This window comes from Marivita sp., assembly GCF_017643905.1.
Classification (GTDB): Bacteria; Pseudomonadota; Alphaproteobacteria; order Rhodobacterales; family Rhodobacteraceae; genus Marivita.
Genome location: NZ_JAEPMO010000040.1, coordinates 1 through 23,396, shown reverse-complemented (window position 1 = coordinate 23,396; position 23,396 = coordinate 1). Strand labels below are relative to the sequence as shown.

The window sequence follows — 23,396 nt, the reverse complement described above, 5'->3', positions numbered from 1 at the left end:
CGAGGAGCGCAGCAGCATGGTGTGGGACATCTTTCGGCGAGGACGCAAGGACGAGGTCGGGATCGAAGCCAAGGCCAGCGCCACGGGGCCGGTGGTGGCATGGCAGAACATGGGCCGCGTGGCGTGGTCGGCGCGGGATACGGCGTCCCTGACGCGGACCGGGTTCACGGGAAATCCGGTGGGGTTTCGGGCGGTCAAGCTGATTGCCGAGGCGTCTGCGGCGGTGCCGTTGGTGTTGCAGGATCAGGCGCAGCGCTACGAGGTGCATCCGTTGCTGGATGTTTTGCGCAGACCGAATCCGGCGCAGGGGCAGGCAGAGTTGTTCGAGGCCTTCTATGGGCAGCTCTTGCTGTCCGGGGATGGGTATTTCGAAGCTGTTGGCGCAGGTGGCGTGCCGGGCGAGCTGCATGTGTTGCGGTCCGACCGGATGAAGCTGGTGCCGGGACAGGACGGTTGGCCCGTGGCCTATGAATACGGTGTGGGCGGCAAGACGCATCGGTTCGAGATGGGCGACGGTGCGGCGCCAATCTGTCATGTGAAGGCGTTTCATCCGCAGGACGACCATTACGGGTTGAGCCCGATGGTGGCGGCGGCGCAGGCGCTGGATGTGCACAATGCAGCCTCGCGCTGGTCCAAGGGACTGTTGGACAATGCGGCGCGGCCTTCGGGGGCGATTGTGTATCGCGGCACGGATGGCGTTTCGGGGATGGGGTCGGAGCAATATGACCGGCTCGTCGAGGAGATCGAGAGCCATCACATGGGTGCGCGCAATGCAGGGCGGCCGATGCTGCTTGAAGGCGGATTGGACTGGAAACCGATGGGGTTTTCGCCCTCGGACATGGAGTTTCAGAAGACCAAGGAAGCGGCGGCGCGGGAAATCGCGGTGGCGTTTGGGGTCCCGCCGATGCTGCTGGGTATTCCCGGCGAGGCGACATACGCCAATTATGCTGAGGCGCATCGGGCGTTCTATCGCCTCACGGTGTTGCCCCTGGTGTCGCGGGTGACGGCAGCGTTGGGAGCGTGGCTGTCGCAACATGTGGGGCAGGAGTTGGTGCTGAAGCCCGATCTGGATCAGGTTCCGGCATTGGCGGCGGAGCGTGATGCGCAATGGGCGCGGGTGGCGCGGGCGGAGTTCCTGACAGCCGCAGAGAAACGCGCCTTGCTGGGCTTGCCGGTGCTGGCCGATGAGTGATGCGCGTGTTGGATATGAGCCGTTCGATTGCGCGCCGGCCTTGCGGCTGGAGGGGTACGAGCGGGTCACGCAGTTGCGGTTCGAAGGGATCTCGGGGCGTTTGGACCGGATCGAGGCGTTGATCGAGCGGCTGGAACGGCGGGTTTGGCTGGCGGTCTATGGCGTGGCCGCCGCGGTGTTGGCGGATGTGTTTCTGAAGTTTCTCCAGGTGGCGCCATGAGGGAGTTTGAGATGGATTTGGAACGGAAATTCTGCCGATTCGATGCGGATGTAACCGTAACGGATGGCTGCGTGATCGAAGGTTATGCGTCGCGGTTTGGTCAATGTGACCTGGGGAATGATGTTGTCGCTTCAGGGGCTTATGGCGCGTCGTTGAAGCGGTTGGCCGAGAGCGGTCGCGCGGTCAAGATGCTGTGGCAGCATGATCCGGCGCAGCCCATCGGCATTTGGGATGAAGTGCGCGAGGATGGCACCGGGCTTTATGTGAAGGGGCGGTTGCTGGAGAGCGTGGCACGCGGTCGGGAAGCGGCGGCGCTGGTGGCGGCGGGGGCGATTGACGGGCTGTCGATCGGATACCGCACGAAGGCCGCGACGAAGGACAAGCAGGGCCGCAGGGTTCTGACGGAACTGGAGCTGTGGGAGGTGTCGCTGGTGACCTTCCCGATGCTGCCCAGTGCGCGGGTTGCGGCCAAGGGGGAGACCCCGTTGGAGGCCGACCTGCGGGAGATGGCACGTCTGATCGAAGAGGCGCGCCGGACATTGGTGGACGGCTAGCGCCACCCTTCAGAGATGGGAAAAACGGGATGAATGAGACCGGGACAACGTCGCGGAACGGGGAAGATGTGTCTCCGTTCACCCAGTTGGGTGCCGCGTTGGCAGGGCTGGTGGGCGACATGCGCCGACAGCGCGACGATTTCGACAGAAAGCTACAGGAACAGGAAGAACGAATGACCAAGATCGACAAGAAGACTGCGTTTTCGGCACGTCCCGCGCTTGCGGGCGGCGTGCGCAGCGATGAGCTGCATTACCAGGCCTTTGATGCCTATCTGCGCACCGGCGACGATGACGCGCTGCGCGGGTTGGAGATGGATGTGAAGTCCATGTCCACCAATGTGAACAGCGATGGCGGGTTTCTGATCGACCCGGTCACGTCCGAGACCATTCAGAGTGTGCTGAAAAGCAGCGCCTCGTTGCGGGCTGTTGCGTCTGTAGTGCATGTCGAGGCGTCGAGCTATGACGTGCTGATTGACCAGGGCAATGCTGGGGCGGGTTGGGCCGATGAAGTTGCGGCACGTTCGGAAACCGGGACGCCGACCATCGACCGCATTTCGATCAAGCTGCACGAGCTGAGCGCGATGCCGAAGGCCAGCCAGCGTCTGCTGGACGACACGGCATTCGATATCGAGACTTGGCTGGCGGGCAAGATCGCGGACACTTTTGCGCGTGCCGAAGCGGGGGCTTTCATCAACGGTGATGGCAATGACAAGCCGACCGGGTTTCTGACCCATCCAGCGGTGGACAACGATGTCTGGAGCTGGACCAATATCGGTTATGTACCGACGGGTGTGGACGGGTCTATTGGCAATGGCGATGCGCTGATCGAACTGGTCTATGCGCTGGGGGCGGAGTACCGCGCCAATGCGACATTCGTGATGAACTCCAAGACAGCGGGCACGCTGCGCAAGCTGAAGGATGCGGATGGCCGTCATCTGTGGTCGGACGGGTTCACCAGCGGAGAACCTGCACGCCTGCTGGGCTATCCGGTGCTGATTGCCGAGGACATGCCGGACATTGCGACAGGGGCCGATGCGATAGCCTTTGGGGACTTCCGCGCGGGCTACACGATTGCGGAACGCCCGGATCTGCGCGTGCTGCGTGATCCGTTCAGCGCCAAGCCGCACGTGCTGTTTTACGCGACCAAGCGGGTGGGCGGTGACGTCAGCGATTTCGCCGCCATCAAGCTGCTGCGCTTCGCTGTTGCCTGATCGGTGATGGCGGACATGGGGAGGGCGGTGCGGGCCGTCTTCCTCATGGGGCGCGCGCCGGTGTGCCGGCGTTGTCTAGCCGCTCCCTCCGTCCGAGCAGCGGCGGCGGCGCGCGTCCGACAATGTACCGGCCTCTGAACGAGGGACAGGTTTGCGGAGAACACGGGATGTATTTGATTGAAGAGAGCCAGATACCGGATGCCGCTTTGCCGGTGGCGCGGTTGCGGGATCATCTACGGATGGGCAGCGGGTTTGTCGAGGACGGGCTTCAGGACGGCTTGCTGGGCGGGTTCCTGCGGGCGGCGATGGCTGCGGTCGAGGCGCGGACGGGCAAGGCGCTTTTGGTGCGGGATTTCCTGTGCAGCCTGCATCGCTGGCGCGATGTGACGGGTCAGGTGTTGCCGATTGCCCCGGTGCGATTGGTGACGCAGATCACTTTGGTTGATGCGTTTGGCGCGGGGGCGGTGGTGGATGCGGCGCGCTATGCGCTGGTGGCGGATGGCGATGCGCCGAAGGTGGTGCCGATGGGGGGCTGTTTGCCGTCCATCCCGGAGCATGGCAGCGCCGAGCTTCGGTTTCAGGCGGGAATCGCCGAAGCCTTTGGCGATCTGCCGGCTGATCTGGCGCAGGCGGTGATGCTGCTGGCGGCGCATTTCTACGAATACCGCGACGAGACCGCGCTGGGGCAGGGGTGCATGCCGTTCGGGGTGACGAGCCTGATCGCGCGCTACCGCCCGATGCGCATGGGGTTCGGCGCGTGAGCGGGCCGCGGCTGACATCGAAGCTGGTCCTGGAGCGGCTAGAGGCGGTGCCCGATGGCGCGGGCGGGATGCATGAAAGCTGGGTTTCGTTGGGTGTGCTGTGGGGTGAAGTGACCCCTCGGTCCGGGCGCGAGGGCGTTGGCGAGGCTGGGCAGGTGTCGGTGACCGGGTTTCGGGTTCTGGTGCGTGCTGTGCCGCAGGGCCACTCTGCGCGGCCTTTGCCGGAGCAGCGGTTCCGCGATGGGGCGCGGGTGTTCCGGATCAATTCGGTGACGGAGGCCGATCCCGGCGGGCGGTTCCTGATCTGCATTTGTGATGAGGAGGTCGCGACATGAGCTATGCGGTGGCGGCAGCGTTGCAGGGGGCCGTGTATCAGCGCTTGCAGAACGACGCGGGGCTTTCGGGGCTGGTTGGCGATCGGGTCTATGACGCGGTGCCCACGGGGCGGTTGCCGGACCTCTATGTCGCGCTGGGCCCGGAGCGGGCAGCGGATGCCAGCGACAAGACCGGACGTGGGGCCTGGCATGAATTCGTGGTGTCGGTGATCTCGGACGATGCGGGGTTTCAGACGGCCAAGGAAGTGTCGGCGGCGGTGTGCGATGCGCTGATCGACGCCGGGTTGGTGTTGGAGCGGGGCCGGTTGGTGTCGCTGAACTTCAAGCGGGCGTTGGCGCAGCGCGAAAAGGCGGGACGGCGCAGGATTGATCTGACCTTCCGGGCGCGGGTCGAGGATGACGCCTGAGGGCGGTTCGGATTTCAGAGACAGTTTCCAGACAGGGAGTGTGGGCGATGGGTGCTCAGAACGGGAAAGACCTTTTGATCAAGGTCGATGTGGATGGCAGCGGCACGTTTGAAACGCTGGCGGGGCTGCGGGCGACGCGGATCAGTTTCAACGCGCAAGCGGTGGATGTGACTTCGCTTGAGAGCGACGGCGGGTGGCGCGAGTTGCTGGCCGGTGCGGGCGTGCGGAGTGTCGCGATCTCGGGTGCCGGTGTGTTCAAGGATGCCAGCACGGATGAGCGGGCGCGGCAGATATTCTTTGACAGCCAGACGCCTGCTTTTCAGGTGATCATCCCGGATTTCGGCGTGGTGCAGGCGCCGTTTCAGGTGACCGGGCTGGAATATGCCGGGTCGCATAACGGCGAGGCGACGTATGAGCTGTCGCTGGCCTCGGCCGGTGTAGTGGCGTTCACGGCGGCGGCGTGACGATGGCGAACCCCTGGCGCGGAGAGGTGACGCTGATGATCGACGGCGAGCCGCATGTGCTGCGGCTTACGCTGGGGGCGCTGGCGGAGCTGGAGTCGAGTCTCAAGGCGGACACGCTGGTCGATCTCGTGACACGCTTCGAGGGCGGGGGCTGTTCAAGCCGGGATGTGCTGGCGCTGATCGTGGCGGGGTTGCGCGGCGGGGGCTGGAGCGGCAGCGCGGCGGATTTGCTGGCAGCGGAGATCGAGGGCGGGCCACTGGCGGCGGCGCGGGTGGCAGCGGAATTGCTTGCGCGGGCGTTCACACCAGTGGGTGAGGGGTGAGCCGCTTTGACTGGCCCGCGCTGATGCGTGCCGGAGTGCGCGGACTGGGACTGCGCCCGGCGGAGTTCTGGGCGCTGACCCCTGCGGAATTGCATCTGCTGCTGGGTGGCGGTGATGCGCCTTTGGGGCGGAGCGGGTTGGACACGTTGATGGCGGCGTATCCGGACACACAGGGGGAACGGGATGATTGAGTTGGACGGTATTGATGGGTTCGAGGCGCAGGTGAGTGCGTTGGAAGAGGCGCTTGCGGGTGCATCGAGCATGGCGGGTGGCTTTCAGGCAGAAATGGCGAAGGTGCGCGAGTCGTTGTCGGAGACGGGCAAGGGTGCGGCGAAGCTGGAAGGCGCGCTGAACAGCGGATTGAGTCGGGCAATTGATGGGATCGTGTTTGACGGGATGAAGCTGTCGGACGCGCTGGGCACGATAGCGCAGTCGATGATCGGGGCGAGTTATCGCGCGGCAGTGAACCCGGTGAAAGAGCATCTGAGCGGGATGGTGATGCAGGGGATCAGCAATTTGCTGCCCTTTGCCAATGGGGCATCGTTTGCTCAGGGGCGGGTGATGCCGTTTGCGGATGGCGGCGTGGTGCATGGACCGACGACGTTCCCCATGCGGGGTGGTGTCGGTTTGATGGGGGAGGCCGGGCCAGAGGCGATCATGCCCTTGGCGCGCGGCGCTGATGGCAAGCTGGGTGTGCGGGGTGGCGGGGGTGGACGTGCGGTGAACGTGGTCATGAACATCTCAACCCCCGATGTGCAGGGGTTCCGGCGCTCGCAAAGCCAGATCGCGGCGCAGATCGGCCGGGTGCTGGGCTCTGGCCAGCGGAACCTGTGAGGAGGGCTTGCGATGCAGTTTCATGAGGTGCGGTTTCCGACGGCGCTGAGCTTTGGCTCCATTGGGGGGCCGGAGCGGCGGACGGATGTGGTGACGCTGGCGAGTGGGTTCGAGGAGCGGAACACGCCGTGGGCGCACTCGCGCAGGCGGTACGATGCGGGCATCGGGCTGCGGTCGATGGACGATATCGACACGCTGATCGCGTTCTTCGAAGCACGGCGCGGGCAGATGTACGGGTTTCGCTGGAAGGACTGGGCGGATTTCAAATCGTGCAAGCCGTCGGCGCAGGTCGCGGCCACGGATCAGGTGATCGGGACCGGGGATGGCGTGGCGACGGGGTTTGCGTTGAGCAAGGCGTATGTGTCGGGGGATGCGGTCTATGCGCGTCCGGTGGTGAAGCCTGTTGCCGGGACGGTGCTGGTGGCATTGGACGGGGTGGCGCAGGTCGAAGGGGCGAGTTTCTCGGTCGATGTGGTGACCGGGCTGGTGTCGTTCTTTGTTGCGCCCTCGGCGGGTGTCTCGGTGACCGCGGGGTTCGAGTTCGATGTGCCGGTGCGGTTCGATACGGATCGCATCCAGACCTCGGCTGCGACATTCCGGGCGGGTGAGGTGCCGGATGTGCCAGTGGTGGAGCTGCGGGTATGAGCGGGGCGGAAGCACTTGCCGCGCATTTGGGGACGGGTGTCACCACGGTGGCGCGGGCCTGGGAGGTGCGGCGCAGGGATGGGCGGCGGTTCGGGTTTACGGATCATGACCTGGATCTGAGTTTCAACGGTCTCGTTTTTCGAGCGGACACAGGCATGAGTGCGGCAGCGGTGCAGCAAGTCACAGGGCTGTCGGTGGACAACAGCGAGGCGGTTGGCGCTCTGTCGGATGCCAGTGTGACTGAGGCGGACATCGCGGCAGGGCGGTTCGACGGGGCCGAGGTGACGGCGTGGCTGGTCAACTGGGCGGATGTGTCGGCGCGCAAGGTGTTGTTTCGGGGATCGTTGGGGGAGATTACACGCAGCGGCGGTGCGTTCACGGCGGAGTTGCGGGGGCTGACGGAGTGGCTCAACCGGCCGGTGGGGCGGGTTTATCAAGCGCCGTGTCTGGCGGTGCTGGGGGATGCGGCCTGTGGGGTGGATACCGAGGCGTCGGGCATGTGGGCCGAGGCGGTTGTTACCGGGGTGACGGCTAAGGGTGGATTTATCCTGTCCGGGGCCAGCGGGTTCGCGGCGCAATGGTTTCAGCGGGGTCGGTTGACGGTGCTGGACGGTGCAGCGGAGGGGCTTTGGGCGGTGATCAAGCGCGATGTGCTGTTCGTGGATGGCGCGCGCGAGGTCGATCTGTGGGAGCCTGTGCGGGCGACGGTTGCCGTTGGGGATCGGGTCAAGCTGATCGTGGGGTGTGACAAGCGGTTCGAGACCTGTCGGATGAAGTTCGACAATGTGGTCAACTTTCAGGGGTTTCCGGACATTCCGCAGGAGGAGTGGGTGATGATCCATCCAACAGCAACGCGGTCACGCGGTGGCGGGAGCTTGCGGTGAGGGAGGATGCGATTGTCGCCGAGGCGCGGCGCTGGATCGGGACGCCTTATGTACATCAGGCGAGTGTGCGCGGTGCTGGTTCGGATTGTTTGGGGCTACTGCGGGGCGTTTGGCGGGGGCTTTATGGGTGTGAGCCCTGTGCTCTGCCTGCCTACACGCCCGACTGGTCGGAGCCGCAGAGGTATGAGGTGTTGTGGCGTGGGCTTGCGGAGTTGATGTCCGCCAAACCGCTGGAAGATGAAGCTCCGGGCGACGTGATCCTGTTCCGGATGCGGGACCGTGGTGTGGCGAAACATCTGGGGCTTCAGACACGGATCGGGGCCGAGGCGCGGTTCCTCCATGCCTATTCGGGGCATGCGGTGGTGGAAACGGCGCTCAGCGTGCCCTGGCAGCGGCGCATCGTGGCGCGGTTTGCGTTCCCCGACATTCAGGAAGGATAGAGCGATGGCGACACTAGTTCTTTCGGCGGCGGGTGCTGCGCTGGGCAGCAGCCTTGGCGGGTCGGTGCTTGGGCTGTCGATGTCAGCGGTGGGCCGGTTTGCTGGTGCAACTTTGGGCCGGGCCATTGACCAGCGGGTGCTGGGCGGCGGAGCGCGGTCAATCGAGACCGGGCGGCTGGACCGGTTGCGGCTGAGCACAGCGGGCGAGGGACAGCCGATCCCGCAGATCTTTGGCCGGATGCGGGTGGGCGGGCACATCATCTGGGCGACGCAGTTCAAGGAACACGTGTCGAAATCGGGGGGTGGCAAGCGGCTGTCGGCGCAGCCAACGATCAAGGAATACAGCTATTCGGTGAGCCTGGCCGTGGCCTTGTGCGAGGGCGAGATCACCAGCGTGAACCGGGTCTGGGCGGATGGGGCCGAGGTGTCGGTGCATGATCTGAACATGGTGGTCTATCCGGGATCGCAGGACCAGTTGCCGGACCCGAAGATGGAGGCGGTCGAGGGTGTGGGCTTGGTGCCAGCCTATAGAGGCACGGCTTATGTCGTGTTCGAGGATCTCGATTTGGAGCGGTTCGGCAACCGTGTGCCGCAGTTTTCCTTCGAGGTGACGCGGCCTGTGCAGGATGATCCGGAAGACGTGCCTTTTGCGATCCGGGCGGTCGCGATGATCCCCGGAACGGGGGAGTATTCGCTGGCCACGGAGGCCGTGTCGCTGGATGGGGGCGCGGGCAAGTCCAATACCGTCAACGTGAACAGCCCGTCGGACCGGGCGGATTTTGTCACATCGCTTAAGCACTTGCAGGACGAGGTGCCCGATTGCGGGGCGGTGTCGTTGGTCGTAAGCTGGTTCGGCAGTGACCTTCGCTGTGGGGAGTGCGTGATCCAGCCGAAGGTCGAGCAGACCGAGGCGGACAGTGCCTCGATGCCCTGGCAGGTGAGCGGGCTTGTGCGGGCCGATGCCGGTTTGGTGCCGGTTGAGGAGGGGCGTCCGGTGTATGGGGGCACGCCGTGCGATGCGTCCGTTGTGCAGTCGATCCAGGATATGACAGCCAAGGGGCTGGAGGTACTGTATTATCCGTTCATCCTGATGGAGCAGATGCCGGGGAACAGTTTGCCGAACCCGTGGACAGGGGAGGGAGAGCAACCCAAGCTGCCGTGGCGCGGGCGGATCACGGCAAGTGTCGCTCCGGGGCAGGTGGGGGATATCGCGGGAACGACTGCGGTTGATGCCGAAGTGGCGGCGTTCTTTGGCGGCGCTCAGGTTGGCGATTTTGTCGTTGAGGAGGGTGTGGTCCTCTATGCGCCAGGAGGTTTGGACCTTGGCGGTGACGATGAGGAAGAGTTGCCGCAGGACTGGGGGTATCGCCGCTTTATCCTGCATCAGGCGTATCTCTGTGCCGTTGCAGGGGGGGTAACCGCCTTCTGTATCGGGTCCGAGATGCGGAGCCTGACACAATTGCGGGGGGCAACCGGCTTTCCAGCGGTCGAGGCGCTGCGGGTGCTGGCGGCGGAGTGTCGGGCGATCCTCGGACCGGGGGTGAAGATCGGCTATGCGGCGGATTGGTCGGAGTATTTCGGCTATCATCCTCAGGATGGCAGCGGGGATGCGTATTTCCACCTTGATCCGCTTTGGGCCGATCCGAATATCGATTTCATTGGGATCGACAATTACATGCGCTTGTCCGATTGGCGGGACGGCGAGGACCATGCCGATGCTGGTTGGGGGTCGATCTATGACCTCGACTACCTGAGGGCCAACGTGGCCGGAGGTGAAGGCTACGATTGGTACTACCCGTCGCAAGAAGCGCGGGATTTGCAACTGCGCGAGCCCATCACCGATGGGGCTTATGACGAGCCGTGGGTCTGGCGCTACAAGGACATTCGCAACTGGTGGTCGCAGCCGCATCACAACCGGGTGGGCGGCGTGCGGCAGGCGACCCCGACAGCGTGGGTGCCTGAGAGCAAGCAAATATGGTTTACAGAAATTGGTTGCGCGGCTGTCAACAAGGCAACAAATGAGCCGAACAAGTTTCTGGATCCAAAAAGCTCGGAAAGCACGTTGCCGGCCTATTCAAATGGGCTGCGGGATGAGTTGATTCAGCATCAGTACCTGCGGGCAATGCTGAGTTATTGGGGCGATCCGGCGAACAACCCGGTGTCGGGTGTTTACGGTGAGCCCATGATCGACATGGGACGGGTGTTCGTCTGGGCCTGGGACGCGCGGCCCTATCCGTGGTTTCCGAACACGGACGAGATGTGGTCGGACGGGCCGAACTACCGGCGCGGGCACTGGATCAACGGCCGGGTGTCGGGTCGCACATTGGCGTCGGTTGTGGCCGAGATTTGCGAACGCTCCGGGTTGCGGGACTATGACGTGAGCCGGCTTTATGGTTTTGTGCGCGGATATCTTGCGCCGGATGTGTCGGATGCGCGGCGGGTGTTGCAACCGCTGATGCTGGCCTATGGGTTCGATGCGATTGAACGGGACGGGGTGGTTGTGTTCCGCAACCGCGATGGCGCGCGGGCCGTCAGGCTGGATATGGCGCAGCTTGCCCTGAATGACGAACTTGGCAGTGAGGTGGCGCAATCGCGCAGCTCCGAAGCGGACATGTCGGGCCGGGTGCGGTTGAACTTTGTCGAGGCAGATGGGGATTATCGCAATATCTCGGAGGAATCCGTCCTGCCGGACGAGGGCACGCACGCGGTTGCCGAAAGCGAGGTGCCGCTCCTCTTGACGCGGCCCGAGGGGCGGCAAGCGGTGGAACGCTGGCTGAGCGAGGCACGGGTCTCGCGGGACGCGGTGCGCTTTGCGCTGCCCTTGTCGCAACAGGCGCTGGGCGCGGGGGATAGGGTGCGTTTGCCGCGCGAGGCGGGCGACATGACGGTGCGCATCGATCGGGTGGAGCAAACCACGCATCAACTGATCGACGCGGTGCGGGTTGAGCCGGAGGTGTACCAACCGGCGGATTTCCCGGATGATCCAACGCCTTCACGGCGGTTTGTGACCTCGGGGCCAGTGCTGCCGCTGTTCCTCGATCTGCCACTTATCACGGGTGACGAGGTGCCCCATGCACCGCATCTGGCGGTGACCGCAGACCCATGGCCCGGCGATGTGGCCGTTTATGACGCGGCCGAAGATGCGGGATACGTCTTGAACGGGCTTGTCGGAGTGGCATCGACCGTAGGGGTTACATTGTCTCCGGTGGCACGCGCACCGTCTGGGCTGGTGGACCATGCAACGCAGATCGAAGTGGCGCTGACGTCGGGTAGCCTCTTCTCGGTCAGCGAGACAGGGTTGCTGGGTGGGGCAAACCTAGCTGCCATCGGATCCGGTGATCCGGGCGGGTGGGAGATCATCCAGTTCCAGACGGCAGAGTTGATCGGTCCTGGGCTTTGGCGGTTGCGCCATCTGCTGCGAGGGCAGTTCGGTACCGACGCGCTGACGCCAGAGGTGTTGGCCAAGGGCGCGTATTTCGTGCGGCTGGATGGCACACCGCGCCAGATTGCATTGGCATCGGCGTTGCGGGGGCAGGCGCGGCATTTCCGGGTTGGTCCGGCGGACAAGGCTTATGGCCACGCTGCGTATCAGCATTCGGTTCAGGCTTTTGCCGGCAACGGATTGCGGCCCTACAGCCCCGTGCATCTGAGCGCCGAGGCGATAGCCGGCGGATTGTCGCTGACATGGATCCGCCGTGCACGGTTGGATGCGGATGGCTGGGACTTGCCCGAGATCCCTTTGGGCGAAGATCGCGAGGCATACGCGCTGAGGGTTCTGAGCGGCGGGGCGGTGGTTCGGAGCGTGAAGCTGACAGCATCAGAATGGGTCTATACCACTGCCATGCAGTCCGAAGATGGCGCTACCGGAGCGGTGGGTATCGAGGTTGCGCAGGTTTCGGATCGGTTCGGTGCGGGACCGGCTGTTGGGGTCACAGTCGCGCTGTGACGCCCGTGATCTACAATGATGTGTTGGCGGCGGTATCTGTTTTGTCCGCTGCGCCACCGGAGCGCCACGCCGAGATGATAGTGGCGCTGATCCGGGAGGCGGATCAGGCTGAATTATATCGGCGGCGTTACCGTTCTGCACATCCGGTTTTTGGAGATGGCAGCCTGATGGGAGCGGCGCAGCGCCACGCGCATCGTGGATCGGTTTCTTTTGAATGTGCGGCGGGATTAACGGCTTGGATTGGCGTTCTTGAGGCGCTCAGGGCGCGGCACGAAACGTCCAAAGGCGCGGTTTAAGGTGCGGCAGACCCTGTTTGGGCGATCAGGCACGTCGGACCTTTTGCGCATTCCGGGCGCTGATCCTTGCCATCACAGCTTTGCGTTTTCGAATTTGGATCCTATCTGCTAAAGTCAGACCGTCAAAGGAGAGATGGCATGGCTGAAACACGCGCGAAACTCGCATCGGTCGACCCGGTTTGGGGACGCATCGTCAAGGAAGCGGACGAGGCAGTGGCCAAGGAGCCGCTTTTGGGCGGAATGATCCATTATTCGGTGTTGCACCACCCGAGCCTTGAGCGGGCGCTGAGCTACCGGATTTCGCTCAAGCTCGCCAATGGTGAGATGACCGAGCAGATCCTGCGCGAGATTTGTGACGAGGCCTTTGCCTCGGATCCGAGTCTCGCCATGGCGGCGCGCGCGGACATCGTGGCGGTGTACGAGCGTGACCCGGCCTGCCATCGGTTCCTTCAGCCGCTGCTCTTCTTCAAGGGATTCCAGGCGATCCAGTGCTACCGCGTTGGCAATTGGCTCTGGCGGCAGGGGCGGACAGATCTCGCCTATTTCGTGCAGATGCGATGTTCCGAGGCGTTTGGCGTCGATATCCATCCGGCGGCGAAAATTGGGCAGGGGATTATGATCGACCACGCTCATTCCATCGTGATCGGGGAAACGGCGGTCGTCGGCGACAACGTTTCCATGCTCCATTCGGTGACGCTGGGCGGGACCGGCAAGGAAGAGGAGGATCGCCATCCGAAGATCGGTGACGGTGTTCTGATTGGAGCCGGGGCCAAGGTGCTGGGCAATATCAAGGTCGGCAATTGCTCGCGCGTGGCTGCCGGATCGGTTGTTCTTGAGGAAGTGCCGCCTTGCAAGACCGTGGCAGGTGTGCCGGCGCGGATCGTGGGTGAGGCCGGATGTTCGCAGCCAGCGATCAGCATGGATCAGATTTTGCGCTCCGGCGCGTGATGTGAGGAGGGCGATGCGGTGACGCATCGCCTGTTTCCGTTAACGGAAACACTTGGGGGCGCTGCCCCCGTCGCCCGGATGGGCGACTCCCCGAAGTATTTTTGAACCAGAGAAGACCGGGTCAGGCCAGCATGGCCATCGGGTTTTCCAGATTGTCGACAATGGCTTGCAGGAGTTCCGCGCCGAGAGCGCCGTCGATCACGCGGTGATCGACGGAGAGCGTCATGGACATGACCGTTGCGACGGTCAGATTTCCGTCTTCTCCGACAACCGGTTTTTTCATCCCGGCCCCGACCGCAAGGATTGCACCGTGGGGTGGGTTGATGACCGCATCGAAATTCTCGATCCCGAACATGCCAAGGTTCGAGATGGCGAAGCTGCCGCCTTGGTATTCGTGCGGTGCCAGCTTGCGGTCGCGGGCGCGTGTGGCCAGATCCTTCATCTCGGCAGAGAGTGCGGACAGGGATTTCTGGTGTGCGTCTTTCAGAACGGGTGTGAAAAGCCCGCCTTCGATGGCAACGGCCACGGCCACATCCGAGGGCTCCAATTGCAGGATACGGTCACCGGCCCAGACGGCATTGGCGGCAGGCAACTGTTGCAGCGCGAGCGCGCAGGCTTTGATGATGAAGTCGTTAACGCTGAGTTTGACGCCGCGTTTTTCAAGCTGCGCGTTGAGCTGGGCGCGGAAGGCCATCAGCGGGTCAAGAGTGACGGACCGGCGCAGGTAGAAATGCGGGATGGTCTGTTTGGCCTCGGTGAGCCGGGCCGCGATGGTCTTGCGCATGCCGTCGAGCGGCAGTTCCGTGTAGGCGCGGCCTTCGTACATGCGGGCAATCGCGCTGGCATCGACCGGTTTGGCAGCCGGAGCAGATGCGGCAGGGGCTGCGGCTGGGGCCGGGGCGGCGGCGGGTTGTGCGGTGGCACCCTCGACGTCGGCTTTGACGATGCGTCCGCGCGGGCCGGAGCCGGTGATCTGGCTCAGGTCGAGGCCCTTTTCGGCGGCGATGCGGCGCGCGAGGGGCGAGGCGAAGACGCGGTCACCGCTTTTGGCGGGCGCGGGGGGCGCGGCAGTGGGCGTTGATGCTACGGCGGCTTCGGCGGGTTTGGGTGGGGCCGCTTGCGGGGTGGGCTCAGGGGCTGCGCCCAGATCATCGGCACTTTCGCCGTCTTCGAGCAGGACAGCGATGGGGGTGTTGACCTTGACCGCTTCGGTACCCTCGGCCACGAGGATCTTGCCGATCACACCGTCATCCACAGCCTCGAATTCCATCGTTGCCTTGTCGGTTTCGATCTCGGCAATCACGTCGCCCGAAGATACCGCGTCGCCTTCCTTGACCAGCCATTTTGCCAGCGTGCCGTCCTCCATCGTGGGCGACAGGGCGGGCATGAGAATTTTGATGGGCATGTCAGGTCTCCTCGATCAGGGTGATGAGGTCGTAAGGGTCGTTGGGCGTTTTCCCGGCTTTTAGCGCGGCCACGGCCTTGGTGATCTGGCGCTTGTGCGCGCCGATCCATTTATAAGCCGATTGATGCGCGGGCCGGGCCTCGTTCGGGAACCTGTCCATCAGGCATTCCGGAACGAATGCCGCGCCTTCGGGTGTGACCACGTGATAGGCCTCGCGGGTGACGTCGCGGGTGCGGACTGTCAGATCATCGCTCATCTGTAGCAGACCTTTTTCGCCGCCTCGACCACTTCTGCCGTGGTCACCAGCGCGTGTTTTTCGAGGTTCGCGGCATAGGGCATGGGCACGTCCTTGCCGGTCAGGTTCAGCACCGGTGCGTCGAGGTAGTCAAACGCGCGTTCCATGATGACGGCCGACAGGTGGTTGCCGATGGCGCCCACTGGGAAGCCTTCCTCGACCGTGATGCAGCGGTTGGTTTTCTGAACGCTTGCGATCACCGTATCATAGTCAATCGGGCGCAGCGTGCGCAGGTCGATCACCTCGGCGTCGATCCCGTCTTTTGCAAGCTTTTCAGCGGCGTCCAGCGCGTAAGTCATGCCGATGCCGAAGCTGACGATAGTGACATCGCTCCCTTCGCGCCAGACACGGGCCTTGCCGAAGGGGACGGTGTAATCCTCGATCTCGGGCACTTCGAAGGTTTTGCCGTAGAGGATTTCGTTCTCAAGAAAGATCACCGGGTTCGGATCGCGGATCGCGGTTTTCAGCAGCCCTTTGGCGTCGGAGGCCGAGTAGGGCATCACAACCTTGAGGCCGGGGATGTGCGCGTACCAGGCGGCGTAGTCCTGCGAGTGCTGCGCGCCGACGCGCGCGGCAGCACCATTGGGGCCACGGAACACCATCGGGGCGCCCATCTGGCCGCCGGACATATAGAGTGTCTTGGCGGCGGAGTTGATAATTTGATCAATCGCTTGCATCGCGAAGTTGAACGTCATGAATTCGACGATCGGACGCAGGCCGCCGAAAGCGGCACCCACAGCAATGCCTGCGAAACCATGTTCGGTGATCGGTGTGTCCATCACCCGGCGCGCGCCAAATTCGTCCAGCAGGCCTTGGCTGATCTTGTAGGCGCCCTGATATTCGCCGACCTCTTCGCCCATGAGGAACACGTCCTCGTCGCGGCGCATTTCTTCGGCCATCGCGTCGCGCAGGGCTTCGCGCACAGTGGTCTGTTTGGTCTTGGTGCCGTCTGGCCACGGCGCTTCGGCTTTGGCGACGACTTGCACAGGTTCGGGATGCGCCATGCCAGCGGCGGGCTGGTCTTCGGAACTTTGCGCTTTGTCCGCAGGGGCAAGTGCCTGTGCCGGAGCTGTAGGCGCTGCGTCCTCGACGCGTTCGCCCGCTTCGACAAGCACCGCGATGGGGGTGTTGACCCGGACACCTTCGGTGCCTTCGGGGATCAGGATCTTGCCGACGATCCCTTCGTCCACGGCTTCGAATTCCATCGTCGCCTTGTCGGTCTCGATCTCGGCCATGATGTCACCCGCCGAAACGGTGTCGCCTTCCTTGACCAGCCACTTGGCTAGCGTGCCTTCTTCCATCGTCGGCGAGAGGGCGGGCATGAGAACTTCGGTTGCCATATCAGCTATCCTCTCTGCAGGTTTCGGCCAATTGACTCATTGCGACGAAAATATCGTTCAGGGGCGCTGGTTTGCCTTTTTGATATTCTGGGTAGATCGTCATTCTCAGTGTCGAGTATTCGCGCTGGAACATGCAGCCAGTATCTTCGCATCGCATGTTATGCATAGCTGCCAGCTTTTCTCGCGCCTTGGGAGATACGTTGCTGTATGTCGACACATCGATGACTTTAAACGCACTGCGCATCGGCATGATTATATCACCCTGAAAGTAATCAAGCACTGCATGCGATACCTGTACGTGGCCTGCATCGACGGTTCGCACCGATGAATAATCAAACTCGTCGTCGCGGCCGAAGGTAATATAGGCCAGCTCGCAACCTGTGACTTTCAAATCCACGTCAGGAACGAAGTAATCGACATCTTCACCCGCGCCACTTTGAGGGATGAGCCGTTCGAGCACGTCTGCCGGAGTTTCGGCGTGTGCCGCGCTACCAATAACTATGGCCGATGTAACTGCGGCTATCGCAGCACAGCGCATTCTGCTCATACCGCCTCCTTTGCGTAGATATCGGTCCACAGCTCATCGAGGCTGGGTTCCGGGCTTTCGCGGGCGAAATCTGCGCTGGCGTTGACGATGGCCTTGATCTCCTTGTCGATGGTCTTGAGGTCGTCCTCGGTCGCATGGCCGCCCTGCAGCAGCATCTCGCGGACGTGTTCGATGGCGTCGCGTTCCTCGCGCATTTTCTGCACCTCTTCACGGGTGCGGTACTTGGCCGGGTCCGACATGGAATGGCCGCGATAGCGATAGGTTTTGACCTCGAGGATGTAGGGGCCTTTGCCGGACCGGCAGTGTGTGACCGCCTTGTCGCCTGCGGCTTTGACCGCGAGCACGTCCATCCCATCCACCGCTTCGCCGGGGATGCCGAAGGCAGCACCACGGGTGTGCAAATCGGGGGTCGAGGTTGACCGGCGCTGTGCGGTGCCCATGGCGTACTGATTGTTTTCGATGACGAAAATCACCGGAAGCTGCCAAAGAGCCGCCATGTTGAAGGTCTCATAGACCTGGCCCTGGTTGGCGGCGCCATCGCCGAAATAGGTGAAGGTGACGCGGTCGGTGCCCTTGTACTTGTCCGCAAAAGCAAGACCCGCACCTAACGGCACCTGCGCGCCGACGATGCCGTGGCCACCGTAGAAATGTTTCTCTTTTGAGAACATGTGCATAGAGCCGCCTTTGCCCTTGGAATAGCCGCCTTCGCGTCCCGTGAGTTCGGCCATCACGCCGTTCGGGTCCATGCCGCAGGCCAGCATGTGACCGTGATCGCGGTAGGAGGTGATGCGCTTGTCGCCCTCGCTGGCGGCGGCTTCGAGACCGACCACGACGGCTTCCTGCCCGATATAGAGGTGACAGAACCCGCCGATGAGGCCCATTCCGTAAAGCTGACCGGCTTTTTCTTCGAACCGACGGATCAGCAGCATGTCGCGGTAATAGGCCGTCAGTTCCTCTGCCGAGACATTCGGCAGGCTCGTGGCCTTTGCCGATGTTTTCCGTGCCGCCATGGGGCGCCTCCCTGCAAGAAGTTTAGCGTTAAACTTTTTCACGAAGCCTACGATCAACGCTCCGTCAAAGGCAAGGGGCGATCGTGATCCGGATTTTGGCGAATTTTGGCGATTCGGTCACTTTTCCACAGGCTGGCATCTGAACTGGCAAGACAATTGCAGAGAGGAGGTACGCACTGTTGAGGGCGACCGTACAATAACGGCCAAAATGGGGCGGATTTTAACAATCCTAGAGACATCTAGGCAAAAATGAGGAGAAATTATGATCACCTGCTCATTCGGATGCCGCATTTATGCCTGAAATCAACGCCTATGGATTTATGGGATCGCAAGCCAGCCAAGGACTTTTTGGCGCAAACGTGCTTGCGACCCGCTCTACATTAGAACAGGGCGGAGATTATGATCGCCTGATCGAAGAGCTGGGTGTCGGATCGTTCCGTTATCCGGGTGGTTCCCTGACTGAGCGCTATTTCGACATCACCGATCCGAACGCGACCATTGTCGCGGATCGGGACACCGGCGAACTGCGCGAATTCATCCCTCTGAACGAGGCGCTGAATTATGCCGGTGAAGAAGGCTTGTCCGTCACAATCGTTATTCCGACGCGCAACCTGCTGTCCGAGACCACCGACGCCAATGGCGACCGCTTTGCTGCCATTGACGAAGACGCTCTGCGCGGGTTTGTCCGCGACGTGGTCAACGGTGTGCACGGCACCGCCGAGATCGAAGCGTTCGAGCTGGGCAATGAATATTGGGGCAGTGGCCAGATGTCGTCGGTCGAGTACGGCCGCCTTGCCAGCGAAATGGCGGTGATCGTCAATGACGAGCTCAGCCTGCAGAACTCGGATGCCGAAATCATCGTGCAGTCCGGCACCAATTTTGATTTCGCGCGCCTGTCGGATGACTACAGCGCCGACATGTCGAGCGCGGACATTCTTGCCGACCTCAACACGACCTATAACCTGAACCTTGGCGCAGACAGCCTTTACAGCTCGGGTGCGATCAACTGGACCCATGTCGCCAACGAAATGATCCTCTCGGAATTCGATACCGAAGCGGAACGCGCGGCTGTCGATCAGGTGGCGGTGCATGTTTATTCGCGCGGTCAGGTGAACGAGGGCCAGCGCAGCTTTTTCCTGAACGAGACCGACCAGACATGGGGCGAACAGATCCCCGATGCGCAGATTGCCGTGACCGAGTGGAACACCGCTGGCAATACCGACAGTCTGGACCGGTCTACCGATTTCGGCCTCTTCCAATCGCACGAGATGATCAACATCATGGAAGAGTTCATGCGCTTCGACGTGGAACAGGCGCATGTCTGGCCGTTGATCCAGAACACCCCCAACACGCTGAGTGTCGATGACGGTCAGGCCGATCTGACGCCCGGCGGCGCCATGTTCAACATGATGCAAGAGGCAATGCCGGGTAAGATCGCGCTTGATCTGACGCCGGAATCGGGCCGCGATACCGAGGTGCAGGAAGACGGCATTTCGCTGCATGGCTTCTGGGAACCGGACGAGTTGCTGTTCTACATCGCAGCCACGGACGCTGCCGGAGCCGACATCGAAGTCGATTTCTCGGGCTTGATCACCGATGCGGGCCGGGTCGAGATTTCGATCCTCGGCGTTGCCGATGGTGCCCCGATTGGGGTCAACACGTCTGACGCGGTTGTTGAACAGATCGATCCGTCGCTCGTGCTGAGTGGCACCTCCCTGCAGGTCCAGATGGATCAGGGGGAAATCATGCAGGTGCGCATGTTCGGCTTTACCCCGTCACAGGATTTTCAGGACGTCATCTCGGACGAATTGCCCGAGGCGCTGCCTGATCCACTGATCGACAATTTCACGGACGAAGTCCTGCCATCGGAAGCCGCAGTCGACCCTGCCGCAGAACCCGTCTCGGAACCTGCTGCCATCGACTTTCCGACCGTTGCAGCAACGGCAGGGATCGCGGAAACGCTGGCCTTTGAAGAGGTCACCGCGCTGGAAGATAGCGAAACGGAGGAGGACGACGAGACAGCCGGAATGGCCGATCTGATGATGTTCCTGCCGTTCCTTGGCATTTTGGCGATGTTCATGTGACCCAAGGTCCGTGCCCCTAGGGTGCGGTCCTTGTCTACACCATTGTCACAAAAGACTTATCGGACGACGATTTCATCCGTGCGGATCATGCCCAACATGTCGCGGGTGCGCTCATCCAGAAGATCGAGGTCAAGATAGGTGTCTGACAGGCGCCGGGTGAGGTTCTCCATCCGCGCCAATTCGACCTGCAATTCCTGCAACTCGGTCTCAAGTTCGCGGGTTTCAACAAGGATTTCCGCCCGGCGAAACACACCGTAATCGCCTTGGACTGCGGCAAAGATGAAATAGGCACCCACGCAGAACGAGCCTGCGAAATACACAAGTCCACCAAGGGCCGGTCGGGTGCGGTGTTGGGTCATCATTTGCCTCTGATCGCGCCTCTTTTCGGGCGCGTGCGACTACAATTGCATAGGGGACTCCGCGATGGAATTCCCCTTGTTTCGAAAATTTACCTGTGTCCTTGAGTGTTGCTTTCAGGACTCGCCTTGCGGCAGGGATCAGCCCAAAGCGGCCACACCTGGCAGGGTTTTGCCTTCCATCCATTCAAGGAAGGCACCGCCCGCCGTCGAGATATAGGTAAAGCTCTCAGAGGCATCTGCCTTGTTGAGCGCCGCCACCGTGTCACCGCCACCTGCGACCGAGATCAGCTTGCCCGACCGGCTCAGACCCGCCGCATAGGCCGCTGCCGCGTTTGTTGCGGCATCGAAAGGCGGGATTTCGAACGCGCCCAGCGGGCCGTTCCAGATCAGGGTTTTTGCACGGTCGAAGGCCTGGCAGATATGCGCCACGCTGTCGGGACCCGCGTCAAGGATCATCGCATCCGCCGGGCAGTCTTCGGCTTTGACGGTTTCGGATGCAGCGCCCGCTTTGAATTCCCGCGCGACGACAACGTCACGCGGCAAAAGCACTTCGCAGCCCGTGGTCGCGGCTTTTTCCGCGATGGCGCGTGCGGTGTCGGCCAGATCATGCTCGCAAAGCGATTTGCCAACATCGACGCCCTGCGCGGCAAGAAAGGTATTGGCCATCCCGCCGCCGATCACGAGGATGTCGACCTTTTCGACGAGGTTCGACAAAAGGTCGAGCTTAGTCGACACTTTTGCGCCACCAACAACTGCGACGACCGGGCGCTGCGGGTTGCTGAGTGCTGCTTCAAGCGCTCGCAGTTCCGCCTCCATCAGGCGACCCGCGCAAGAGGGCAGAAGATGCGCCACACCTGTGGTCGACGCATGGGCGCGGTGCGCTGCGGAGAAGGCGTCGTTGCAGAACACGTCGCCCAGCGAGGCTAGGAATTCTGCCATCTTGGGATCGTTGGCCTCTTCCATCGGGCTAAATCGGGTGTTCTCCACCAAAACAACCGCATCGGCGGGTAGGGCGTCGATATCGGACCGCGACGGGCGCTCCATGAAGGTCACGCTGCGCCCAAGTGCGTCTTCCAGCGCGGGTTGCACCAGTTTCAGGCTCATCTCGGGGTTCGGTTTGCCCTTGGGGCGACCGAAATGCGCCAGCAGGATCGGCGTGCCGCCCTTGGCCAGAATGTCGGTGATCGTCGGCACGATCCGGGTGATCCGCGTGGCGTCCGTCACCTGACCGTTCTCCAACGGCACGTTGATATCCACCCGCGTCAGCACGCGTTTGCCAGCGAGGTCCATGTCGTCGAGCGTTTTCCAGGCCATTTGCCCCTCCTGATCCGAGTCAGCCCCGTGATGGCGATGTGCGGCGCAGACGTCAATGCAGTCCTTGGCAATCCGGCACCTGCGCTTTAAGTCTTGCCGCAACTTACCATCTGAAGGAGCACGGCATGGCCGAGATCAAAGACCCCGAGAACACCATCCTGATCGAGTTGAAGGACGGCACCGTCACCATCGAGTTGCTGCCCGATGTGGCCCCCAAACATGCCGAGCGCATGAAGGAACTGGCGCGGTCGGGCGCCTATGACAACGTGTGTTTCCACCGGGTGATCGACGGCTTCATGGCGCAGACCGGTGATGTTGAGCACGGCGACATGGAAGACGGCTTCAACCTGCGCCGCGCGGGCACAGGTGGGTCGGACCTGCCGGACCTGCCGGCGGAGTTTTCCAAACTGCCGCATGACCGGGGCACATTGGGCGCGGCGCGGTCGCAGAACCCGAATTCCGCCAATTCGCAGTTCTTCATCAACTTCAAGGACAACCATTTCCTGAACGGTCAGTACACGGTCTATGGCCGCGTGATTTCCGGTATGGAGCATGTGGACGCCATCACCCGTGGCGAGCCGCCTGCAAACCCGGACCGGATGATCTCCGTCAAGGTGGCCGCGGATGCGTAAGCTGGCGATTGCCTTTTCCCTGCTGGCGTCCCCGGCGCTGGCCACCGGATTGCAGATCGAGATCGCGGGCGAGGCCAATGGCACTGTCGTGATCGACCTGTTCGAGGATGTGGCCCCGCAGCACGTGGCACAGATCACCGCTCTGGCGGAAGAGGGTGCCTATGACGGCGTTGTCTTTCACCGGGTGATCGACGGCTTCATGGCTCAGACCGGCGATGTCGAATTCGGCAAGATCGACGGCGGCGATATGCGGATGGCGGGTCGTGGCGGCTCCAGTCGCCCGGATCTGCCGGCTGAGTTTTCGGACCTGCCGTTTGACCGTGGTGTCGTGGGTATGGCTCGGTCGCAGAACCCGAACTCGGCCAATTCGCAGTTCTTCATCATGTTTCAGGAAGGCTATTTCCTGAACGGTCAGTACACGGTGGTCGGCACCGTGACCGAAGGCATGGATGTGGTCGACGCGATCAAGCGCGGTGAAGGCCGCAATGGCGAAGTCATGGGCCGTCCGGATGTGATGAGCACGGTCACGGTCACCGAATGATCTGAATGTGCGTGGCCCAGTCGGGCCACGCGCAGGTTTTGCCGTTTCCGCCTTCGGGCGGCATGGGCGCTTGGCGCAGTTTGCAAAGTCACGCCTCCGGCAGGAGGGTTTGCAAATTTGCAAAAGCGCATTTGCGTATTTGTAAATAGAAGAAGCATGGGATCGCGCCCTGTCACAGACGCGTGTGTTGGGCTGTGCAGCTAAGGTATTTTGAGGCAAGCTGAACGCATAGTGGGGGAGGTTTTGTCATGCGTGGAACGATACTGTCGTTAGTCCGTCCTGAACAACGCCCAAGCTGTTGATAATGAATGAATAAACTGTGATTCCTGTAGCCATTTCCCGCAGGGTTTTGTATTATTGCATTGAAAACCCTGCAATTTGGTCTTGCCATGAAGCACCGTAGTCGGCT

26 protein-coding genes are annotated in these 23,396 nt (G+C 62.3%); 19 read left to right on the top strand and 7 right to left on the bottom strand.

The window, feature by feature from the left end; genetic code table 11:
• Positions 1 to 16 precede the first annotated feature (16 nt).
• The 16 genes from JJ869_RS08355 (at position 17) to cysE (ending at position 13,460) form a co-directional block, all read left to right on the top strand.
• Complete coding sequence (locus JJ869_RS08355; RefSeq protein WP_292266072.1) at positions 17 to 1,192, top strand: phage portal protein; 1,176 nt, start codon at positions 17 to 19, stop codon at positions 1,190 to 1,192.
• Positions 1,185 to 1,412, top strand: coding sequence for a hypothetical protein (locus JJ869_RS08350; RefSeq protein ID WP_292266071.1), 228 nt, complete (start codon positions 1,185 to 1,187; stop codon positions 1,410 to 1,412). The genes JJ869_RS08355 and JJ869_RS08350 overlap by 8 nt, the downstream gene beginning before the upstream one ends.
• A gap of 11 nt (positions 1,413 to 1,423) precedes the next feature.
• Positions 1,424 to 1,966, top strand: a complete 543-nt coding sequence (locus tag JJ869_RS08345; protein ID WP_292266068.1) for an HK97 family phage prohead protease — start codon at positions 1,424 to 1,426, stop codon at positions 1,964 to 1,966.
• Between the two features lie 29 nt (positions 1,967 to 1,995).
• Positions 1,996 to 3,177, top strand: a complete 1,182-nt coding sequence (locus JJ869_RS08340) for a phage major capsid protein (RefSeq protein ID WP_292266066.1) — start codon at positions 1,996 to 1,998, stop codon at positions 3,175 to 3,177.
• Positions 3,178 to 3,344: 167 nt separating this feature from the next.
• A complete protein-coding gene (locus JJ869_RS08335) occupies positions 3,345 to 3,938 on the top strand; it encodes a head-tail connector protein (protein ID WP_292266064.1) in 594 nt (197 codons plus the stop codon).
• Positions 3,935 to 4,273, top strand: a complete 339-nt coding sequence (locus JJ869_RS08330; RefSeq protein ID WP_292266062.1) for a head-tail adaptor protein — start codon at positions 3,935 to 3,937, stop codon at positions 4,271 to 4,273. The genes JJ869_RS08335 and JJ869_RS08330 overlap by 4 nt, the downstream gene beginning before the upstream one ends.
• Complete coding sequence (locus tag JJ869_RS08325; RefSeq protein WP_292266060.1) at positions 4,270 to 4,680, top strand: DUF3168 domain-containing protein; 411 nt, start codon at positions 4,270 to 4,272, stop codon at positions 4,678 to 4,680. The genes JJ869_RS08330 and JJ869_RS08325 overlap by 4 nt, the downstream gene beginning before the upstream one ends.
• Before the next feature lie 47 nt (positions 4,681 to 4,727).
• Positions 4,728 to 5,144 (top strand): phage major tail protein, TP901-1 family, encoded by a 417-nt coding sequence (locus JJ869_RS08320; RefSeq protein ID WP_292266058.1) that lies wholly within the window; start codon positions 4,728 to 4,730, stop codon positions 5,142 to 5,144.
• Between the two features lie 2 nt (positions 5,145 to 5,146).
• Positions 5,147 to 5,467, top strand: a complete 321-nt coding sequence (locus tag JJ869_RS08315) for a gene transfer agent family protein (RefSeq protein WP_292266057.1) — start codon at positions 5,147 to 5,149, stop codon at positions 5,465 to 5,467.
• Entirely contained in the window at positions 5,464 to 5,658 is a 195-nt protein-coding gene (locus JJ869_RS08310; RefSeq protein WP_292266056.1) for a rcc01693 family protein, read from the top strand. Before JJ869_RS08315 ends, JJ869_RS08310 begins: the two co-directional genes overlap by 4 nt.
• Positions 5,651 to 6,301, top strand: coding sequence for a phage tail tape measure protein (locus tag JJ869_RS08305; protein ID WP_292266054.1), 651 nt, complete (start codon positions 5,651 to 5,653; stop codon positions 6,299 to 6,301). Before JJ869_RS08310 ends, JJ869_RS08305 begins: the two co-directional genes overlap by 8 nt.
• 12 nt (positions 6,302 to 6,313) lie before the next feature.
• Positions 6,314 to 6,946 carry a DUF2460 domain-containing protein gene (locus tag JJ869_RS08300; protein ID WP_292266051.1) on the top strand — a complete coding sequence of 211 codons (633 nt, stop codon included), beginning with the start codon at positions 6,314 to 6,316 and terminating at the stop codon, positions 6,944 to 6,946.
• Positions 6,943 to 7,830 (top strand): DUF2163 domain-containing protein, encoded by an 888-nt coding sequence (locus JJ869_RS08295; RefSeq protein ID WP_292266049.1) that lies wholly within the window; start codon positions 6,943 to 6,945, stop codon positions 7,828 to 7,830. Before JJ869_RS08300 ends, JJ869_RS08295 begins: the two co-directional genes overlap by 4 nt.
• On the top strand, positions 7,827 to 8,270 hold the full coding sequence (locus tag JJ869_RS08290; RefSeq protein ID WP_292266047.1) for a peptidase: 444 nt from the start codon (positions 7,827 to 7,829) through the stop codon (positions 8,268 to 8,270). Before JJ869_RS08295 ends, JJ869_RS08290 begins: the two co-directional genes overlap by 4 nt.
• Before the next feature lie 4 nt (positions 8,271 to 8,274).
• A complete protein-coding gene (locus JJ869_RS08285) occupies positions 8,275 to 12,216 on the top strand; it encodes a glycoside hydrolase/phage tail family protein (protein WP_292266045.1) in 3,942 nt (1,313 codons plus the stop codon).
• A 434-nt stretch (positions 12,217 to 12,650) separates the two neighbouring features.
• On the top strand, positions 12,651 to 13,460 hold the full coding sequence (gene cysE, locus JJ869_RS08280) for a serine O-acetyltransferase (RefSeq protein WP_085629650.1): 810 nt from the start codon (positions 12,651 to 12,653) through the stop codon (positions 13,458 to 13,460).
• A 121-nt stretch (positions 13,461 to 13,581) separates the two neighbouring features.
• On the opposite strand, the gene JJ869_RS08275 is transcribed toward cysE, so the two are convergent.
• The 5 genes from JJ869_RS08275 to pdhA are packed head-to-tail and all read right to left on the bottom strand — an operon-like array spanning position 13,582 to position 18,057.
• Entirely contained in the window at positions 13,582 to 14,865 is a 1,284-nt protein-coding gene (locus tag JJ869_RS08275) for a pyruvate dehydrogenase complex dihydrolipoamide acetyltransferase (protein ID WP_292266042.1), read from the bottom strand.
• A gap of 1 nt (position 14,866) precedes the next feature.
• Positions 14,867 to 15,121, bottom strand: a complete 255-nt coding sequence (locus JJ869_RS08270; RefSeq protein ID WP_292266039.1) for a hypothetical protein — start codon at positions 15,119 to 15,121, stop codon at positions 14,867 to 14,869.
• Positions 15,118 to 16,500 (bottom strand): pyruvate dehydrogenase complex E1 component subunit beta, encoded by a 1,383-nt coding sequence (locus JJ869_RS08265; RefSeq protein ID WP_292266036.1) that lies wholly within the window; start codon positions 16,498 to 16,500, stop codon positions 15,118 to 15,120. Before JJ869_RS08265 ends, JJ869_RS08270 begins: the two co-directional genes overlap by 4 nt.
• A 1-nt stretch (position 16,501) precedes the next feature.
• Positions 16,502 to 17,047, bottom strand: coding sequence for a hypothetical protein (locus JJ869_RS08260; RefSeq protein ID WP_292266033.1), 546 nt, complete (start codon positions 17,045 to 17,047; stop codon positions 16,502 to 16,504).
• Entirely contained in the window at positions 17,044 to 18,057 is a 1,014-nt protein-coding gene (pdhA, locus tag JJ869_RS08255) for a pyruvate dehydrogenase (acetyl-transferring) E1 component subunit alpha (RefSeq protein WP_292266031.1), read from the bottom strand. The genes JJ869_RS08260 and pdhA overlap by 4 nt, the downstream gene beginning before the upstream one ends.
• A 293-nt stretch (positions 18,058 to 18,350) precedes the next feature.
• Here pdhA and JJ869_RS08250 point away from each other — a divergent pair, with 293 nt between their 5' ends.
• Positions 18,351 to 20,141 carry a hypothetical protein gene (locus tag JJ869_RS08250; protein WP_292266028.1) on the top strand — a complete coding sequence of 597 codons (1,791 nt, stop codon included), beginning with the start codon at positions 18,351 to 18,353 and terminating at the stop codon, positions 20,139 to 20,141.
• A 56-nt stretch (positions 20,142 to 20,197) separates the two neighbouring features.
• Here the strand turns inward: JJ869_RS08250 and JJ869_RS08245 are convergent, their stop codons facing one another.
• Together JJ869_RS08245 and JJ869_RS08240 are read right to left on the bottom strand one after the other, a co-directional pair.
• Positions 20,198 to 20,500, bottom strand: a complete 303-nt coding sequence (locus tag JJ869_RS08245) for a septum formation initiator family protein (RefSeq protein ID WP_292266025.1) — start codon at positions 20,498 to 20,500, stop codon at positions 20,198 to 20,200.
• 138 nt (positions 20,501 to 20,638) lie between these two features.
• Positions 20,639 to 21,814 carry a phosphoglycerate kinase gene (locus tag JJ869_RS08240; protein WP_292266023.1) on the bottom strand — a complete coding sequence of 392 codons (1,176 nt, stop codon included), beginning with the start codon at positions 21,812 to 21,814 and terminating at the stop codon, positions 20,639 to 20,641.
• A 125-nt stretch (positions 21,815 to 21,939) separates the two neighbouring features.
• On the opposite strand from JJ869_RS08240, the gene JJ869_RS08235 reads away from it, so the two are divergent.
• A complete protein-coding gene (locus JJ869_RS08235; RefSeq protein WP_292266020.1) occupies positions 21,940 to 22,446 on the top strand; it encodes a peptidylprolyl isomerase in 507 nt (168 codons plus the stop codon).
• Positions 22,439 to 22,987 carry a peptidylprolyl isomerase gene (locus JJ869_RS08230; RefSeq protein ID WP_292266018.1) on the top strand — a complete coding sequence of 183 codons (549 nt, stop codon included), beginning with the start codon at positions 22,439 to 22,441 and terminating at the stop codon, positions 22,985 to 22,987. Before JJ869_RS08235 ends, JJ869_RS08230 begins: the two co-directional genes overlap by 8 nt.
• The last annotated feature ends 409 nt before the right edge of the window (positions 22,988 to 23,396 follow it).